Origin of the sequence: Phorcysia thermohydrogeniphila (assembly GCF_004339575.1) — a bacterium.
Lineage (GTDB): Bacteria > Aquificota > Aquificia > Desulfurobacteriales > Desulfurobacteriaceae > Phorcysia > Phorcysia thermohydrogeniphila.
In genome coordinates this window covers 34,764-50,562 of sequence record NZ_SMFV01000003.1, presented here as the reverse complement: position 1 = coordinate 50,562, position 15,799 = coordinate 34,764, and the positions used below count along the sequence as shown (strand labels likewise).

18 protein-coding genes and 2 tRNA genes are annotated in these 15,799 nt (G+C 45.9%); 16 read left to right on the top strand and 4 right to left on the bottom strand.

Going from position 1 to position 15,799, the window contains the following annotated elements; genetic code table 11:
- Window positions 1-11: 11 nt before the first annotated feature.
- Genes CLV27_RS04535 through CLV27_RS04525 form a run of 3 tightly spaced genes read left to right on the top strand, consistent with a single transcriptional unit; the run spans window position 12 to window position 2,859 of the window.
- Window positions 12-1,214 (top strand): HD domain-containing protein, encoded by a 1,203-nt coding sequence (locus tag CLV27_RS04535; protein ID WP_132526269.1) that lies wholly within the window; start codon window positions 12-14, stop codon window positions 1,212-1,214.
- Window positions 1,211-2,158 carry a tRNA dihydrouridine synthase gene (locus CLV27_RS04530; RefSeq protein WP_132526267.1) on the top strand — a complete coding sequence of 316 codons (948 nt, stop codon included), beginning with the start codon at window positions 1,211-1,213 and terminating at the stop codon, window positions 2,156-2,158. The genes CLV27_RS04535 and CLV27_RS04530 overlap by 4 nt, the downstream gene beginning before the upstream one ends.
- 38 nt (window positions 2,159-2,196) lie before the next feature.
- On the top strand, window positions 2,197-2,859 hold the full coding sequence (locus tag CLV27_RS04525) for a DUF4145 domain-containing protein (protein WP_132526265.1): 663 nt from the start codon (window positions 2,197-2,199) through the stop codon (window positions 2,857-2,859).
- A 4-nt stretch (window positions 2,860-2,863) separates the two neighbouring features.
- On the opposite strand, the gene hflX is transcribed toward CLV27_RS04525, so the two are convergent.
- Window positions 2,864-3,958, bottom strand: a complete 1,095-nt coding sequence (gene hflX / locus CLV27_RS04520) for a GTPase HflX (RefSeq protein ID WP_132526263.1) — start codon at window positions 3,956-3,958, stop codon at window positions 2,864-2,866.
- Between the two features lie 102 nt (window positions 3,959-4,060).
- On the opposite strand from hflX, the gene CLV27_RS04515 reads away from it, so the two are divergent.
- From CLV27_RS04515 to CLV27_RS08665, 10 genes are read left to right on the top strand one after another with little or no spacing between them, the layout of a single operon-like run.
- Complete coding sequence (locus CLV27_RS04515) at window positions 4,061-4,393, top strand: YbaB/EbfC family nucleoid-associated protein (protein WP_132526261.1); 333 nt, start codon at window positions 4,061-4,063, stop codon at window positions 4,391-4,393.
- Window positions 4,390-4,995, top strand: a complete 606-nt coding sequence (recR, locus tag CLV27_RS04510; protein ID WP_132526259.1) for a recombination mediator RecR — start codon at window positions 4,390-4,392, stop codon at window positions 4,993-4,995. Before CLV27_RS04515 ends, recR begins: the two co-directional genes overlap by 4 nt.
- A complete protein-coding gene (locus CLV27_RS04505; protein ID WP_132526257.1) occupies window positions 4,995-5,561 on the top strand; it encodes a 2-oxoacid:acceptor oxidoreductase subunit gamma family protein in 567 nt (188 codons plus the stop codon). The genes recR and CLV27_RS04505 overlap by 1 nt, the downstream gene beginning before the upstream one ends.
- On the top strand, window positions 5,558-5,851 hold the full coding sequence (gene porD / locus CLV27_RS04500) for a pyruvate synthase subunit PorD (protein ID WP_132526255.1): 294 nt from the start codon (window positions 5,558-5,560) through the stop codon (window positions 5,849-5,851). The genes CLV27_RS04505 and porD overlap by 4 nt, the downstream gene beginning before the upstream one ends.
- Window positions 5,852-5,853: 2 nt before the next feature.
- Window positions 5,854-7,059 carry a pyruvate ferredoxin oxidoreductase gene (gene porA / locus CLV27_RS04495; protein WP_132526253.1) on the top strand — a complete coding sequence of 402 codons (1,206 nt, stop codon included), beginning with the start codon at window positions 5,854-5,856 and terminating at the stop codon, window positions 7,057-7,059.
- 11 nt (window positions 7,060-7,070) lie between these two features.
- A complete protein-coding gene (locus CLV27_RS04490) occupies window positions 7,071-8,048 on the top strand; it encodes a thiamine pyrophosphate-dependent enzyme (RefSeq protein ID WP_132526251.1) in 978 nt (325 codons plus the stop codon).
- On the top strand, window positions 8,048-8,521 hold the full coding sequence (locus tag CLV27_RS04485) for a roadblock/LC7 domain-containing protein (RefSeq protein ID WP_132526249.1): 474 nt from the start codon (window positions 8,048-8,050) through the stop codon (window positions 8,519-8,521). The genes CLV27_RS04490 and CLV27_RS04485 overlap by 1 nt, the downstream gene beginning before the upstream one ends.
- A 14-nt stretch (window positions 8,522-8,535) precedes the next feature.
- Window positions 8,536-9,117 (top strand): GTP-binding protein, encoded by a 582-nt coding sequence (locus CLV27_RS04480; protein ID WP_132526247.1) that lies wholly within the window; start codon window positions 8,536-8,538, stop codon window positions 9,115-9,117.
- Window positions 9,114-10,043: a biotin synthase BioB gene (gene bioB / locus CLV27_RS04475; RefSeq protein WP_132526245.1), complete on the top strand. Its 930-nt coding sequence runs from the start codon at window positions 9,114-9,116 to the stop codon at window positions 10,041-10,043. Before CLV27_RS04480 ends, bioB begins: the two co-directional genes overlap by 4 nt.
- Window positions 10,040-10,858, top strand: coding sequence for a YdcF family protein (locus tag CLV27_RS08665; RefSeq protein ID WP_132526666.1), 819 nt, complete (start codon window positions 10,040-10,042; stop codon window positions 10,856-10,858). Before bioB ends, CLV27_RS08665 begins: the two co-directional genes overlap by 4 nt.
- Here the strand turns inward: CLV27_RS08665 and CLV27_RS04465 are convergent.
- Both CLV27_RS04465 and CLV27_RS04460 read right to left on the bottom strand, forming a co-directional pair.
- Window positions 10,817-10,893: transfer RNA gene (locus tag CLV27_RS04465), tRNA-Arg, on the bottom strand. The two genes, CLV27_RS08665 and CLV27_RS04465, sit on opposite strands and share 42 nt — an antisense overlap.
- A gap of 12 nt (window positions 10,894-10,905) precedes the next feature.
- Window positions 10,906-10,983 (bottom strand) — tRNA-Pro (locus CLV27_RS04460).
- A 90-nt stretch (window positions 10,984-11,073) separates the two neighbouring features.
- Here CLV27_RS04460 and CLV27_RS04455 point away from each other — a divergent pair.
- Together CLV27_RS04455 and rlmN are read left to right on the top strand one after the other, a co-directional pair.
- Window positions 11,074-11,244: a Trm112 family protein gene (locus tag CLV27_RS04455; protein WP_132526243.1), complete on the top strand. Its 171-nt coding sequence runs from the start codon at window positions 11,074-11,076 to the stop codon at window positions 11,242-11,244.
- Window positions 11,237-12,289, top strand: coding sequence for a dual-specificity RNA methyltransferase RlmN (gene rlmN / locus CLV27_RS04450; RefSeq protein WP_243644875.1), 1,053 nt, complete (start codon window positions 11,237-11,239; stop codon window positions 12,287-12,289). The genes CLV27_RS04455 and rlmN overlap by 8 nt, the downstream gene beginning before the upstream one ends.
- A gap of 35 nt (window positions 12,290-12,324) precedes the next feature.
- Here rlmN and gltA read toward each other — a convergent pair whose 3' ends face one another.
- Complete coding sequence (gltA, locus tag CLV27_RS04445) at window positions 12,325-13,758, bottom strand: NADPH-dependent glutamate synthase (RefSeq protein WP_132526239.1); 1,434 nt, start codon at window positions 13,756-13,758, stop codon at window positions 12,325-12,327.
- Between the two features lie 170 nt (window positions 13,759-13,928).
- On the opposite strand from gltA, the gene CLV27_RS04440 reads away from it, so the two are divergent.
- Window positions 13,929-15,713: a hypothetical protein gene (locus CLV27_RS04440; protein ID WP_132526237.1), complete on the top strand. Its 1,785-nt coding sequence runs from the start codon at window positions 13,929-13,931 to the stop codon at window positions 15,711-15,713.
- The last annotated feature ends 86 nt before the right edge of the window (window positions 15,714-15,799 follow it).

Genomic DNA, 15,799 nt, shown 5'->3' with positions numbered 1-15,799 from the left:
TGGGGGAGGAGGTGAGAAACCACAGACTCTTAATGGACCCCGTTTACGATGAATTCATAATGGTGGAAAAAAGTAGCGTCCTCTCAGAGCTCCTTGACAGCTTCTACCTCCAGAGGCTAAGGCACATAAGACAGCTTGGCCCTTGTTACTACGTCTATCCGGGAGCTGAGCACACCCGTTTTCAGCACTCTGTAGGGGTTATGTGGCTTGCAAGGAAGGCGCTGAACTTCCTCAAGATGAAGGGCTATGAGATAGATGAGGAGCTCCAGACTGCCATTTTAGTTTCTGCCCTCACCCACGACATAGGACACTCTCCCTACTCCCACGCCCTTGAAGGAATAATAGTTCCTCAAAAGCACGAGGAGCTAACAGAAAAAGCCCTTGAAAGGCTGGAAGGCGAGGGGAAAGTAGACAGAGAACTCCTAAAAACCGTCAGGAAAATCCTCAGGAAGGAGCACGAGCTTCCCTTTACCTACCAGCTCGTTTCAAGTCAGCTTGACTGCGACAGGCTGGACTACTTAAGGAGGGATGCTTACTACACCGGAGTCTCCTTTGGAAAGATTGACGTAAACAGAATCTTGGTTTCTGTTCTAATTGAGGACGGAGAGCTCGTCTGGAGTGCAAAAGGTTTTAACGCCCTTGAGGCCTACGTTATGTCCCGCTACCAGATGTACTGGGCTGTTTACTTCCACAAGGTAAACCTATCTGTGCAGGTTCTCTTAAAGAAGATAATTGAAAGGATGAGGGAGCTCCTTCTAAACGGCGAAAAACTCCCGATGGACTCCACCCTCTCAGAGGTTTTAAAAACTCAAGACTTAGACAAGTTCTTCCGCCTCACAGACAGTAACGTTGTCTCTTCTATCTACTCCCTTTTAGACGTTAAAGACCCTGTCCTAAGAGACCTCTGTAACCGTTTGGTGAGGAGGAACTTCTTTAAAACGGTAGAGGTTACCCCTCACGAGGTCCTTGAGTTTCACGAAAAAGTTGAAAAAGCTGGATACGACCCGAACTACTACTTTGAGGTAGTTGAGCCTTCAAAGGTGGCTTACTCCTACTACTCTCCAAGTGGTGCAGATGTGATAAAGGTAAAGTTTGAGGGAAAGGTGGAGGAGCTCTCAAACGTTGCCCCAACCGATGCTATTAAAGCCCTTTCAAGGAAAGTTACGAAAATTTACGTAACAGTTCCTAAGGAGGTGGTAGGAGAGGAAGAATGAAGCTCAAGATAGAGAGAGAGGTCATACTTGCACCTTTAGCCGGCTATACCCATTCGGCCTTTAGGAGGTTATGTAGGCGACTTGGAGCAGACAGGGTTTACTCGGAGCTAATGAACGCAACGGGGATAATCTTTAGGGGAGAGGAAAAGGAGCTTGCCTACTTTACGGACGAGGAGCGTCCAATCCACCTTCAGCTCTACGGTAGAAACCCCGAAGAAATCGCCCAAGCTGCTGTAAAGATGGTTGAAAAGTACCGTCCTGAAGCGATAGACATAAACTTTGGTTGCTCCGTTAAGAAGGTTCTAAAGGCAAAGGCTGCGGGGTATCTCCTTCAGTTTCCAGAAGAGATGGGGAGGATAGTTAAAGAAACTGTGGAGGCCTTAAAGCCCTACGGCGTTCCCGTAACTGCAAAGATAAGGCTCGGCTTTTACGAGGACACGCTGGAAGAAATTGCAGAGAACCTGTTAAAGGCCGGAGTTTCAGCTATTGCCCTTCATCCACGCCTTGCAAAGGAAGGCTTTTCCGGTCACGCCCGCTGGGAAAGGATAAGGGACTTAAAGAAAATTGCCGGCGACGTTCCGGTTATCGGAAGTGGAGATGTTAGGAGCTGGAGAGAGATTGACGTAAAGTTTGAGGAAACCGGTTGCAACGGCGTCATGATAGGAAGGGCAGCTCTTTCAAACCCTTGGATATTTAAGGAGTATAAAGAGAAAAGAGATATAAGAACGGGATTAAAGGAGAGGGTTGAGTTTATTTTGGAGGAGCTTTCCCTAATGTGGGAGTTCTTTGAAAGGGAAAGAGCCTGTAAGGTTATAAAAGCCCAAATAAGCCAAATTTTCAAAGGAATAAGAGGAAAGGCCAAGTTAAACGATATGGTAATGAGGAGTAAAAGTTGCGAGGAGTTGTTGTCAAATCTGAGGGAAGTATCTAATTTTGGAAATTAAAATTTCAAAAGTTTCGTCTGTCGTCTGGGAGGGGTCAAATGGAAAGATGTTTTATACCTCCTGAATTTAAGAAAAGTGCCTTTCACTGTCCTCATTGTGGGGTTTATTCTCGTCAAAACTGGTATTATTGTACTCCTTCGCATGTAGTGGTTTTAAGTTCCCTTTATCAAGACTTGCAGGAGAATCTTTGGGTAAGTCATTGTGAACACTGTAAAAATTATGCTATTTGGTACAAAGGAAAAATTTTGTATCCCGGTAGTTCTATTGCACCTGTACCTGCGAAAGATATGCCTGAAGATGTAAAGGAGGATTTCAACGAAGCGAGGAATATTGTAAATGCCTCACCCCGTGCAGCTGCAGCTCTGTTGAGATTAGCTTTGCAAAAGCTAATGATTCACTTGGGTGAGAAAGGGAAGAATTTAAACGATGATATAGCTAACCTTGTGAAAAGAGGATTACCCCGCAAGATTCAGCAGGCTTTAGATATTGTCAGAGTGATAGGAAACAATGCAGTTCACCCCGGGGAAATTGACTTAAGAGATGACGAGGAAACTGCTTTAGCATTGTTTGAGCTGATTAATATGATAGTAGAAGTTATGATAACTCAACCAAGGAAAATAGAGGAACTGTATGGTAAGCTTCCTGAAAGAGCAAGATTAGCTATAGAGAAGAGGGATTCTTCTGGAAAAGAGAAGAAGTAAAAAATTACTGAACATAAGATGGCAGTTTTTTTCTTATCTCTTCCTTTAATTTATCAAGTCCCCAGCCTTTTTTGGCAGAGATGAAAACTACGGAAGATTCGGTTTCTGGGAGCTTTCCGGCGACGAGCTCGTAGAGCTTCTCCGCTTTCTCGTAAGAATCAGTTACCTTGTCTATTTTGTTAGCCACGAAAATTTTGGGTTTATCCCAGCTCTTTAACTTTTTGAGAACCTGCTCAACAGACCTTAACTCCTCTTCAAGTTTTTCCGATGAGATGTCAAAGACTATGAGAAGTAGGTCGGCCTCCTTTACCTCTCCGAGGGTTGCCCTAAATGAGGCTACGAGCTCGTGGGGAAGGTTTCGGATGAAACCAACAGTATCTGAGATGAGAACCGTTTCACCGTCAAGGTAAAGGGAGCCCGTTTTAACGTCAAGGGTGGCAAATGGAATGTCCTTTATAAAGACATCCTTCCTCGTTAGGGCTTTAACGAGGGTTGACTTTCCTACGTTCGTGTATCCAACTACTGCAACGGTTTTAAAGTTCTTTCTCTTCCTGCTTTCCCTTATTAGTTCTTGTCTTTTTATGACCTCCTCAAGCTCTTCCTTTAGTTTGTGAATCTTTCTCCTTATAGCCCTTGCTTCTACTTCCGTCTTCGTCTCACCGGGACCCCTCGTTCCGACTCCACCTCCAAGACGGGAGAGCTCCTTACCTTTTCCCCTTAGGTGTGAGAGCTGGTAGTAGGCCTTTGCGAGCTCAACCTGTAACTTTGCTTCCTTTGTCCTTGCCCTCCTTGCGAATATCTCTAAGATAACCTCTGTTCGGTCTATTACAGGTAACCCTGTGAGCTCTTCAAGGTTTCTCTTCTGGGAGTATGAGAGGGGATGGTAGGCGACGATGAGCGTAGCATTTTCCGTGTCTATCTCGGCAGTTTTACCTTTACCTATGTAGGTTGAAGGTGAGAAAGCCCTTCTTTTCTGGATGACCGTCTGGACAACTTCACCACCGAGGGCTTCTACTAAGCCCTTTAGTTCCTCTACATCTATTTCTTCTTTTGGCCTTTTTACGGCAATTATGGCTACTTTTTCCTTCTCTAACTCCATTCTCTCCATCATGAAATTAATAATAGGCAGAAATTATTCCTTGTGCATCTTTTACAAATTTTTTACAATAAAGGGCGACCTTTGAACTCTGGAGGACTCTAAATGTTTAAAGGCGGAATGGGAAACCTGAACCAGCTAATGAAGATGGCCAAACAGCTACAGATGCAGGCTGTAAAGCTCAAGGAGGAGATTGAGAACCGGGAGTTTACCGGAACTGCCGGTGGAGGTGCTGTAAAGGTTGTTGCTAAGGGCTCTGGGGAGGTTATCTCTGTTGAGATATCCCAAGAGCTGATAGATTCCGGCGACAGGGAAATGATTCAGGACTTAATTGTCATTGCAGTTAATCAGGCTTTAAAAGAGGCCAGAGACACCCTCGGAAGGGAAATGGAGAAACTAACAGGTGGTCTTGGAATAGACTTGGGAGGTCTTTTTTGATTTACCCGGAAAACCTTGAGTACTTAATACAGTTTCTTTCAGAGGTTCCGGGGATAAGTGAGAGGGCTGCCGAGAGAGCTGTTTTACAGCTTTCACGGCTGGACGGTGAGAAGAGGAGGTTAATCCTTAACGCCCTCCGAGAGCTTGAGAGGGTAAAACCCTGTTCGGAGTGCGGGCTTCCTGCCGAAGATGCTCTATGTGCCGTTTGTAGTGACCCAGAAAGGGACAAAACCTCCATCTGCGTTGTTGAGCAACCAAGGGATGCTATTTCCATAGAGAAGTTGGGAGAGTACAGGGGGCTCTACCACGTCCTTGGAGGGGTTATATCTCCTCTGGAGGATATCTCTCCGGAAGATTTAAACATAGAGAACCTCTTTAATAGAATTAGGAAACACGGTGTTAAGACTGTTATCATAGCCCTAAACCCTACCGTTGAAGGGGAGGCAACGTCAAAGTTCCTCCTTGATAGGCTGGAGAAGTTAAAGGTTGACGTTTACAGGATAAGCTACGGTATTCCCTACGGTGGGACGATAGATATGGCAGACGAACTAACGCTCAAGAGAGCGTTTGAAGATAAGAAACTCATAATCGGAGGAAAGTAATGATAGAGATCAGATGGCACGCCCGCGGCGGTCAGGGTGCCGTAACAGCTTCTAAGATTTTGGCGAGTGCGGCTATCAGGGAAGGTAAGTACGCCCAGAGTAACCCCGACTACGGTGCGGAAAGGTCTGGAGCTCCACTCCGCGCCTACAACAGGGTCTCTGAGAACCCAATTCCTCACCACTGTATGGTTTTAAACCCCAACATCGTCGTTGTAGTTGACCCGACACTCCTTAAGGCAGTTCCCTTCCTTGAGGGAACAGATGAGGATGCAATCCTTGTAATCAACACGGACAAAACTCCTCAGGAGATAAGGGAGAAGTACGGAATCAAGGGAAGGAAGATTTACACCGTAGACGCTACAAAGATAGCTATGGAAGAGCTCAAAAGACCTCTCATGAACATTCCGATGCTTGGAGCTCTCATTAAGGTCTTAGGTGGCCTTGTTGATATAAAGTCTGTTGAGGAGGACATCAAGAAGGCTTTTGGCAAGAAGCTTCCAGAAAACGTCCTTGAGGCAAACATTAGAGCACTCTATAGAGCTTACGAGGAGGTACAGTCAGAATGATTAAGGGATGGAAGGATTTACCGATAGGAGCTGTAATCTTAGAGCCGGGCTCAAGTGAGAAGTATCACACAGGAGAGTGGAGGGCTTGGAGGCCTGTCTTTGAAGAGAGCAAGTGCGTTAACTGTATGATTTGCTGGGTCTTCTGTCCAGACTCCTGCATCCTCGTAAAAGAGGAGAAGATGGTAGGGATTGACTACGACCACTGTAAGGGTTGCGGCATCTGCGCCCATGAGTGTCCAACTGGAGCTCTTGAAATGAAACCCGAATACCTGTTCCGTGAGGAGGACTAACTATGAGGCCTGAGGTGATAAAGGAGGTAACCTACGTTCCCTACTCCGGTAACATGGCCGCTGCTGAGGCTATGAGGCAGATAAACCCCGATGTCGTTGCAGCCTACCCGATTACTCCCCAGACGGAGCTCATGCAGTTCTTCGCAGACTTTGTAGCAAACGGCCTTGTGGATACCGAGTACATCCCCGTTGAAAGTGAGCACTCTGCTATGTCTGCCTGCGTTGGTGCAGCTGCAGCAGGCGCAAGGGCAATGACAGCTACAGCTGGTCCCGGGCTTGCCTACATGTGGGAAGTTCTTGGAATTGCCTCCGGAATGAGGCTTCCTGTCGTTATGACGGTTGTTAACAGAGCTCTCTCTGCTCCCATCAACATCCACGGCGACCAGTCCGACATGATGGGAGCAAGGGATCAAGGATGGATAATGCTCTTTTCTGAAAACGCCGAAGAGCAGTACGACAACCTTATTCAGGCAATAAAGATTGCTGAGGACGAAAGGACAAGGCTTCCCGTAATGGTTGGAATGGACGGTTTTGTCGTTTCCCACGCCATAGACAGGGTAAGACTTCTTCCAGATAGGGCCGTTGAGGAGTTTGTAGGTGAGAACAAGCCTATGTACTCCCTCCTTGACGTTGACAATCCAGTAACCCACGGTGCAGTTGCGATGACCGACTCCTACATGGAGTTCAAGCGCCAGCAAAGGGAGGCAATGCTCCACGCCTACAAGGTTATAAGGGAAGTAGGAGAGGCCTTTGCCGACGTCTTTGGTAAAAAGTACGAGCACATTGAAACCTACAAGACAGACGATGCAGACTACATCCTCATCATCATCGGTTCAACTGCAGGAACTGCAAAGGCCGTGATTGATAAGGTAAGGGAGAAGGGAGTCAAGGTCGGACTTATCAAGATAAGAACCTTTAGGCCTTTCCCCTACTACGACGTTATGGATGCTATCGCTGCTTCTAACTGTAAGGCGATTGGTGTCTTTGACAGGGCAGAGACATTTGGAGGAGCTGCAGGCCCTCTCTTTGGAGAGGTTGCAACTGCGATGTTCCTTAGAAACAAGCACTACCCAATGATTGACTTTATCTACGGCCTTGGTGGAAGGGACACAAACGTAAACCACATTGAAGAGGCCATAGATAAGGTAATGAAGCTTGCTGCTGGAGAGGAAATACCCCTTGTAAACTACCTTAACCTTAGAGAGTAATGGAGGAAGTAATGGCTGAAGTTAAAACTGCAGAGATAAAGCTACCACCACTTAAAAAACTTACCAACTATCCTGAAAAGCTTGCTCCCGGCCACAGGCTCTGTGCCGGATGTGGAGCTTCTATAATCATTCGCCAGATGTACATGGTGGCAAACGCCCTTGGCTACGAGCTTATCTGGGCTAACGCAACAGGTTGCGTTGAGGTTTGTACCTCCATCTACCCTTACACCTCTTGGAAGTCCCCTTGGATTCACAGCGCCTTTGAGAACGCGGCAGCTACAATTGCCGGAGTTGAGGCTGCCTACAAGGCTTTAAAGAGGAAAGGGAAGCTTCCAACGGACAAAAAGGTTAAGTTCGTTGCTCTCGGTGGGGACGGTGGAACGTACGACATCGGATTCCAGTCCCTATCTGGGGCTCTTGAGAGGGGACACGATTTCATCTACGTCTGCTACGACAACGAAGCTTACATGAACACCGGTATCCAGCGTTCCTCTGCTACGCCGAAGTACGCGAACACTACGACTCAGCCGGTTGGTTCTGAGAGCTTAGGAAAACCCCAGCACAAGAAGTGGATGCCAGAAGTTGCTGCTGCTCACGGTATTCCTTACGTAGCACAGGCTGCCCCTTCCCACTGGAAGGACTTTATGGAGAAGTTCAAGAAAGCCCTTTTAACTGAAGGCCCTTCCTTCATTAACGTCTTTTCTGTCTGCCCAAGGGGCTGGCGTTCTAAGGAAGAAGAGGGTATACTTGTAACGAAACTTGCCGTTGAAACCAACTACTGGCCTCTCTTTGAGGTTGAGAACGGCAAGTGGAGGATAACTTACAGGCCTAAGAACCCGAAGCCGATAGAGGAGTTTCTAAAGCTTCAGGGAAGATTTAAGCACCTTTTCAAACCGGGAATGGAGAGTAAAATTAAAGAGTTACAGGACGAAGTTAACAGAAGGTGGGAGTGGCTCAACAAATTAGAACAGCTTAGCAGGGAAGTGTGATGCTGAACTTAAGGCCGGAAGAGGACAAGGAGCTTAAGGAGATACTTACGAACATTGCTGAGGAGAGTAAATCCAAGATAGTTCTCTTGATAGACAAGTCTGGTCAGCTTATAAGCCGGAGCGAGTCTCCGGCTTTCTCTTCTGATGATGTAACTTTTGCTTCCCTTACTGCTGGAAACGTTGCTGCTTCGGAGGCTCTTTCAAAGCTTCTTGGTGATAAGAGCCTCAACCACATGTTTACTGAAACGGAAGACGAAGGTATATACATGATAGTCGTTGCCGAGAAGTACATTTTAGTTTCAATATTTGATAAGTACGCTACAAACTTGGGTATCATAAGGGTGAAGATTAAGAAATATTATGATAAACTTGAAGGTCTGATGAAGAGGATTGAGGAGAGGGCAGAAAAAGAGAGCTCTATGCCGGCAGATATTAACATAGAGGACATAGACTTGGATACATTATTTGAGTAGGGAAGGGGAGCTTAATGCCATTCGTCAACTTTGCTACGAGGGAGATAAACTGCAAAATTGTCTACTACGGCCCGGGCCTTTCTGGTAAAACTACAAACATTAAGTGGATTTACGACCACATTAAGCCGGAAAACAGGGGCGAAATGATAACCCTTGCAACAGAAACAGAGAGGACCCTCTTCTTTGACTTTGTTCCTATTGAAGTATCTAACGTAAAGGGCTTTAAGGTAAGGTTTCACCTCTATACTACTCCGGGACAGATTATCTATCAGGCAAGCAGAAAGCTGATACTAAAGGGCGTTGACGGTATTGTCTTTGTTGCTGACTCTCAGGAGGAAAGGCACGACGCAAACCTTGATACCCTTGATGACATGATTGAAAACCTTAAAGATTATGAAATAGATATTGAAGACATTCCCCTTGTTTTTCAGTACAACAAAAGGGACCTCCCGAATGTCCTTCCTGTTGAGGTTTTGAGGAAGGATTTAAATAGGTGGAGTAGGCCAGACTATGAGGCTATAGCCTCTAAAGGGATAGGTGTTCTTGAGACTTTTAAGGAAATAACAAAGCAGGTTTTGAGAAAGCTTAAAAGGTGAGAGAAGAAATACTTGACGTTCTAAACTGTAGGGTAGAGAAGTTCTACGACTACCTTCATAAGGCAACCTCTTTAAGGTTTCAACATTTTGGCAGGCAAGTTGAAACCTGCGCCATCCTAAACGCAAAAAGTGGCAAGTGTCCTTCTGACTGTAAGTTCTGTGCCCAATCTGCCAAGTTTAACGTTCCCGTCAAGACATATCCCCTTCTACCTGAAAGGGAGCTCACGAAAAAAGCACTTGAAGCCTTTGACAGGGGAATTAACAGGTTTAGCTTTGTTACAAGCGGTATTTCCCCTAATGTTGAAGAAATAAAGGTTATAGGAAAAGTTATTGAAACTATAAAAAGTCTAAAACCAGATGCCATTGTCTGTGCATCCCTTGGACAGCTAAAGAAAGAAGAGCTTAAGTTTTTAAGGGACTGCGGCCTTGATAGGTATCACCACAACCTTGAAACTTCGCGAGAGTTTTACCCCCACATAACAACGGTTCAAAAGTGGGAGGACAGAGTAAGAACCATTGAAAACGCAAAAGAAGTGGGGCTTTCTACCTGCTGTGGAGGTATTTTTGGCCTTGGTGAAAATGATGAAGATGTTGTTTCAATGATAAAAACGCTAAAAGAACTTCAGGTGGACTCTATTCCTGTTAACTTCCTCCATCCTATAAAGGGAACTCCCCTTGAGAACGCCAACTTCCTGACTCCCTTAAAGTGTTTAAGAATTCTCGTAGCAATAAGGCTCTCCATCCCTGAAGCAGAAATAAGGGTCTGCGGTGGGAGAGAGTACAACTTGAGGGAGCTCCAGCCACTTATCCTTTTACCTGCCAACGCCTTAATGGTTGGAAACTACCTGACTACGAAGGGAAGAAGCCTTGAAGATGATATTCAGATGATAGAGGACCTTGGACTTGAGAGCTCTCTGAAGGGATGATGTTTTTACTCTCTAAAACCCTTGGTGTTCTTATAATTCCCCCCGGAATCTTCTTAGTTCTTCTCCTCTTATCCATTTTCCTGCTCATTAAAAAGAGAAAAAAGTTGGCTACTTTTCTTCTCTCTTTAACGGCCTTTCTTCTCTACCTTCTTTCTACGGAGGTCGGGAAGAACTTTATTCTCCTTCCCTTAGAAAATAGCTATCCCTACCCTGACTTAAATAGGATAAACTGCGAAGCTATTGTGGTTCTCGGTGGTGGAGAGATTCCCCACTCTCCTGCAGAAAACTTCTGGGCTTCTGTTGACCCTAAGGTTTCAAAGAGGCTCTACGAGGCCTTTAAACTGTGGAGGAAGGTTAAAAAGCCCATCGTTGTTTCAGGTGGTTCTGTCTTCCGTAGTGCAGAAAGTGAAGCGGTGGCTATGAAGAGGTTTCTAACTACTCTTGGAGTGCCCTCTGAGTTTGTTATAGAGGAGGGTAAGAGTAGGAATACTCTGGAGAATGCTATTTTTACGGGGGAGCTCCTTCACAGAAATGGGATAGAGAAAATATGTCTTGTAACTTCTGCCTTTCACATGCCAAGGAGCGTGAGGATATTTGAAGCTGCCGGTTTTAACGTTATTCCCGTTCCTTCAGATTACAGGGTTTACAGAACTCCCTACAGCTGGTACTCCTTTATGCCAATGCCTTCTTACCTGAGGGATTCTCTTTGGGGAGTGAGGGAGTACGTGGGGATTCTCTACTTTGAGTTACTGCAGAAGGAGAGACTTTTAAAGTGGCGGGCCCGGGAGGACTCGAACCTCCAACCTACGGATTAGAAGTCCGTTGCTCTATCCAGTTGAGCTACGGGCCCTCTAAGAATAAATGGTCGGGGCAGCCCGATTTGAACGGGCGACCTCGTGCTCCCAAGGCACGCGCTCTAACCAAGCTGAGCTATGCCCCGACCTTGACAAGGCAAAATATAGGAAATCTTGCTTTACTTGGCAAGGATGTAAGCACAAATTATTAAGACGAACTTTTAACGGAGGTTGCCGTGTTACCTGAAGAGCTCCTTTCAGTTTTAGCCTGTCCCAAGTGTAAGGGGGACCTTGAGTATAGGGAAAAAGAGCAAAAATTAATCTGCCACAAGTGTAAGCTTGCCTATCCAATTGTTGACGACATACCGGTGATGTTAGTAGATGAGGCAGAGGAAGTAGATGAGTGAGGTGGGAATGGTTGAGATAAAGAATATGACCCTTAAAGAGCTTGAGGCCTTTGTCCAGTCCCTTGGCCTTGAGAAGTATAGGGCAAAGCAGATTGCCCAGTGGCTTTACAAAAAGAGAGTTAAGACCTTTGATGAGATGACGAACATCTCAAAGCAGGCCAGAAAGCTCCTCTCTGAAAAAGCCGTGATAGACGTTCTTAAACTTGTGAAGGTGGAGGAATCCTCCGACGGAACGAGGAAGTACCTATTTGAGCTTCCCGATGGGAACAGGGTAGAGTCTGTCTTTATTCCCGAAAGGGACTGGAATACACTGTGTGTTTCTACTCAGGTTGGCTGTCCTGTAGGTTGTACCTTCTGCCTTACTGCTAAGGACGGTTTTACGAGAAACCTCACAACGGCGGAAATTGTAGACCAGTATATCCACGTTCAGAGGGACGTAGGAGAAAATAGGAGAATCTCAAACGTTGTCTTTATGGGTATGGGAGAGCCCCTTTTAAACTTTGATAACGTGAAAAAGGCTGTTGGGATTATGACCCACAGGGACATGCTTGACCTGTCTACGAGGAAGGTAACCATTTCAACGGTTGGTATTGTTCCCGGCATTGAGAGGATGGCGAAGGAGATGAACAAGGTAAAGCTGGCAGTTTCCCTTCATGCTACAACCGATGAAGTTAGGGAAAAACTTGTTCCCCTGAACAGAAGGTACTCTATTGGGGAGATAATGAGAGCTCTCCGTCGCTACCCTGCCGACAACGTAAGGCGGATAATGATTGAGTACGTAATGTTAAAGGACGTTAACGATTCTCTCGCTGATGCAAAGAGGCTTGCTAAGCTCTTAAAGGGAATGAAAGTTAAGGTTAACTTGATTCCCTTTAACTACTACCCGGGAGCTCTTTACGAGCCAACACCAAGAGAAAAGATAGAGGCTTTCCAAAGAGTTCTCTGGGATCACAACATTGCAGCCTTTATAAGAGATTCTAGAGGGCAGGATATATCCGCTGCTTGTGGAATGCTTAGAACAAAAGAAAAAGCCTGCCACGCTTAAAACGTGGCAGGCGAAATAACTTACAATGGGGGTAGTTAACCTTCTCCTTTATACTCCCACTTGCCGGTTGTTAAGTACTTGTGGATAGACTCAGCAGCAATCTTTGCGTGCTTTATTGCCGTAATAACTAAGTCCCCGCCGTTTACAACGTCTCCACCGGCCCAGATACCCTCAACGTTGGTTCTAAACTCCTCATCTACGGTTGAGAGGTTGTTCCACTTATCAATCTTCAGACCTTCCACGTCCTTGTAGGCTACAGGGTTATCTCCCTGACCGACGGCAAAGATGATGATATCGCAAGGAATCACGTGTTCAGTTCCGGGGATTGGCTCAACTTTTGGACGCCTGCTTCCTTCAACGTGGATAAGCTTCATCTTCACGCACTTAACGCCAACGACCTCTCCATCATCATTTCCGAGAACTTCAACAGGAAGGGTGAGCCAACGGATATCTACTCCTTCCTCTGCTAACATATCCCACTCTTCTTCCCTTGCAGAGGAAGATTCCCTCGTTCTCCTGTAAACAACGGTGGTTTCGTTGCCAAGCCTTACAGAAACCAGCGCACAGTCAACGGCTGTAAATCCTCCGCCGACAACAACTACTTTCTTGCCAGTTGGTATTTCAATGTCCTTATCTGGAGCAAGGAGTGGGTGGATTTCACCGGTATTTACTTTCATTAAGAAGCCGATTGCAGAGTAAGCTCCCTTAAGGTCTGCCCCGGGAATGTTCATCTTCTTACCACGGCCTGAACCTACAGCTATGAATATGGCGTCGTACTCCTTCCTTATCTCGTCAAGGGTGATGTCCTCTCCAACTACAGTGTTTGTCCTAACTTCTACGCCGAGGTTAAGAATCAGGTTGATATCCCAGTCAAGGGCTTCCCTTGGAAGCCTGCACTCAGGGATTCCGTACCTCATAACGCCGCCGAGGTATGGAAGGGCTTCAAAAATAGTTACGCTGTGTCCTTTCCTCGCTAAATAGTAGGCTGCAGCAAGTCCTGCAGGTCCACCACCTATGATGGCAACCTTTTTGCCTGTTGCTGGGGCTTTTTCATCTTCCCACTTAAAGCCAGAGGTTCTTACAGAATCGGCAATGAACCTCTCAAGACCACCAATTGCAACAGCTTTTCCGCCGTCTTTTCGCGTTAAGATGCAAGTGCTCTCACATAACCTTTCCTGTGGACAGACCCTTCCACAGACGGAGCTAAAGGGATTCCTTTCCCTCAGAATCTTGTAGCCGTCAAATACGCTCTCTTTCTGGATTGTTTCAATCCAGTTGGGTATCTTGCTCTGAACTGGGCAGGAGTCAAGACAGGTTGGAGTTTTACAGAGGAGACACCTTAAAGCTTCGTCCTTTGCTGCCGTGTGTCCGTAGCCAAGGGAGAACTCGTTGAAAACTTTTCTCCTTACCTCTGGAGGTAGTACAGGCATGGGAATTCTTCCCGTCCACCTGTCAAGCTTTTTTTTCATACTGTTATCCTCCTTTTAAGATTCTGTTTACAAAATTTTAACTTTTCTTGCTTCCTTAGTGTGGAAAAATCTGACTAATGAGACTATAATTACACTTGTAAAAGAGATAATATGAGAATTTAAAAATTTTTAAAACTTTGATGGAGGGAAAGTTTTATAAGGAGGGGAAAATGGTAAGAAGAATCGGAAAACTCAGCTTAGTAACACTCTTTGCTCTCGGTCTCTTCTCCTGCGGAGGGGGCGGAGGAGGAGGTGGAGGAACGGAAACGTCTTCAACGTCAGAGATTCCGCCGTATCCTTTTGTAGAAAACGAACCGAACGTTGAGGAAGTTCAACCACAACAGGCTGATATAGCTTACTTTACCGCAGAAAAAGGTAGCCAAGCTTTAGAAGTATACTTCCCCAAAGGAATAACTCTGCCAAGCAGTGAAAGCGGAGAGGAGCAAGAAACAAGGGCCCTAACGGATATAACCCCTTCCGGTGGTCCGAATGAAGTAAAAATAGCTTGGAACGGGCAAGAGGTCTGGATTACAATGCAGGATCCCGACACGTACGATAGAAACCTCTTTATTGCTATGGAGCTTGTTGGCGGTACGATAGATTTCACCAATCAATTAGTTTCTGCCCAGTACGAAAGGAGTGACGGTACAGGTAATATAACAGAGACTTACGATTATGGATTTGACGTATTCAACTGGTTCGCGGTTGTTCCAAAGGATAACACCTCCGACCCGAACTGGCAGAACAAGGCAAGGCTTAGGTTGAACTTCGGAACCAACCTGCTGGCCGAAGGAGATTCTAATATTTACTGGTTCGGTGGTTGGGACCTCTTCGGTGAGGGTATTAAGTACCAAATCAACGTAAGGGCGAACGACCTTCCCGACGTCAGCATAAGTGCTAACTACGACACCGACGGTGATACTACAAACAACCCCGAGTGTCCGATTTACGTTTACACAAATTCTTCCGGACAAAAGGTAATTGAGTTTCCAACGAAAAATGATGCTGGAGCTAACTACGTCGGAACCCACTGTGTAGCCTACTCAGTCGTTCCGGGAGGAGATGACACTACCGATGGAGAAAAGGTTACCTTAGAAGTTAGCAAGGATGGAGGTAGTACCTATACCTTAGTTCTTGACCAAGTAAGTCCTGATGATACAACGTACTTTAATCCCGATTATAAGAATAAAGTAAACCTCAACTCCAACCTCAGTGCAGGTAGTTGGGGAGACGATATAATCTTTAAGGTCAGCCAAGACGTTGCCATTAACGGAACTACAAGTACCGTGAACGATTACAAAATTTACCAGTTCAAGACCTACGGGGCTAACGACGCTGTTACTGTAACTGTATGCGTAACGGCCGACACTTCTGCAACAAGCTGTACCCCCCATACTTCTGCCCCGAATACTTATGCTGATTACTACGATATTGTAGACAGCAGCTACAAGTACAAGGATGAGACCCCTGATGGTTATGAACGCTACTGGCACGACCTTGATAACGATAATTACGTAGATGAAAATGAACCGGTTCTCATTGTATGGGAGGACAGTAATGGATTTAGACACGTTGCCTTACCTTCTACAGGTGGAAAGGTCTTCTACGCTCTTGACCACAACGCTACTAACGCTTCTGACATCCACGGAATCTTCCACGTAAAGCTGAAATACTCTGATGACGGTGGTTCAACGGTTAATCCCCACGGTGAAGTCGTGCTGAATGATGGAGCAATTGAGGGATACGTTCACGCTATAACCCTTGACAGTGCTCCAGATGACACCTCCAGTGCGACTCACTTTTACGTCCCTCAGAGCAGCGACAACGAACGCAGCATTTACCTCTACATCTACAAGGACTTCTCATGGCCTGACAACAACGAGACCTTTGAAAGTCAAATAGGAGTAGCTCCACTTATTTATTTCTCCCTGAACACACCTACAACAAGTGGTTAATATTGTTAGAGCACACTCTTACACCCCCGCCTTTGGCGGGGGTTTTTCTTTTTTTTGTCCTATAATTCCCTGAGCAAAATATCGGA

What these genes read in the sequence shown, in the direction of transcription:
- CLV27_RS04525 (WP_132526265.1), top strand. Translation starts at nt 2,197, where the DNA reads ATGGAAAGATGTTTTATACCTCCTGAATTTAAGAAAAGTGCCTTTCAC.
- CLV27_RS04485 (WP_132526249.1), top strand. Translation starts at nt 8,048, where the DNA reads ATGCTGAACTTAAGGCCGGAAGAGGACAAGGAGCTTAAGGAGATACTT.
- CLV27_RS04530 (WP_132526267.1), top strand. Translation starts at nt 1,211, where the DNA reads ATGAAGCTCAAGATAGAGAGAGAGGTCATACTTGCACCTTTAGCCGGC.
- hflX (WP_132526263.1), bottom strand. Translation starts at nt 3,958, where the DNA reads ATGGAGTTAGAGAAGGAAAAAGTAGCCATAATTGCCGTAAAAAGGCCA.
- CLV27_RS04490 (WP_132526251.1), top strand. Translation starts at nt 7,071, where the DNA reads ATGGCTGAAGTTAAAACTGCAGAGATAAAGCTACCACCACTTAAAAAA.
- CLV27_RS04505 (WP_132526257.1), top strand. Translation starts at nt 4,995, where the DNA reads ATGATAGAGATCAGATGGCACGCCCGCGGCGGTCAGGGTGCCGTAACA.
- CLV27_RS04515 (WP_132526261.1), top strand. Translation starts at nt 4,061, where the DNA reads ATGTTTAAAGGCGGAATGGGAAACCTGAACCAGCTAATGAAGATGGCC.
- porA (WP_132526253.1), top strand. Translation starts at nt 5,854, where the DNA reads ATGAGGCCTGAGGTGATAAAGGAGGTAACCTACGTTCCCTACTCCGGT.
- CLV27_RS04480 (WP_132526247.1), top strand. Translation starts at nt 8,536, where the DNA reads ATGCCATTCGTCAACTTTGCTACGAGGGAGATAAACTGCAAAATTGTC.
- CLV27_RS08665 (WP_132526666.1), top strand. Translation starts at nt 10,040, where the DNA reads ATGATGTTTTTACTCTCTAAAACCCTTGGTGTTCTTATAATTCCCCCC.
- porD (WP_132526255.1), top strand. Translation starts at nt 5,558, where the DNA reads ATGATTAAGGGATGGAAGGATTTACCGATAGGAGCTGTAATCTTAGAG.
- rlmN (WP_243644875.1), top strand. Translation starts at nt 11,237, where the DNA reads ATGAGTGAGGTGGGAATGGTTGAGATAAAGAATATGACCCTTAAAGAG.
- CLV27_RS04440 (WP_132526237.1), top strand. Translation starts at nt 13,929, where the DNA reads ATGGTAAGAAGAATCGGAAAACTCAGCTTAGTAACACTCTTTGCTCTC.
- gltA (WP_132526239.1), bottom strand. Translation starts at nt 13,758, where the DNA reads ATGAAAAAAAAGCTTGACAGGTGGACGGGAAGAATTCCCATGCCTGTA.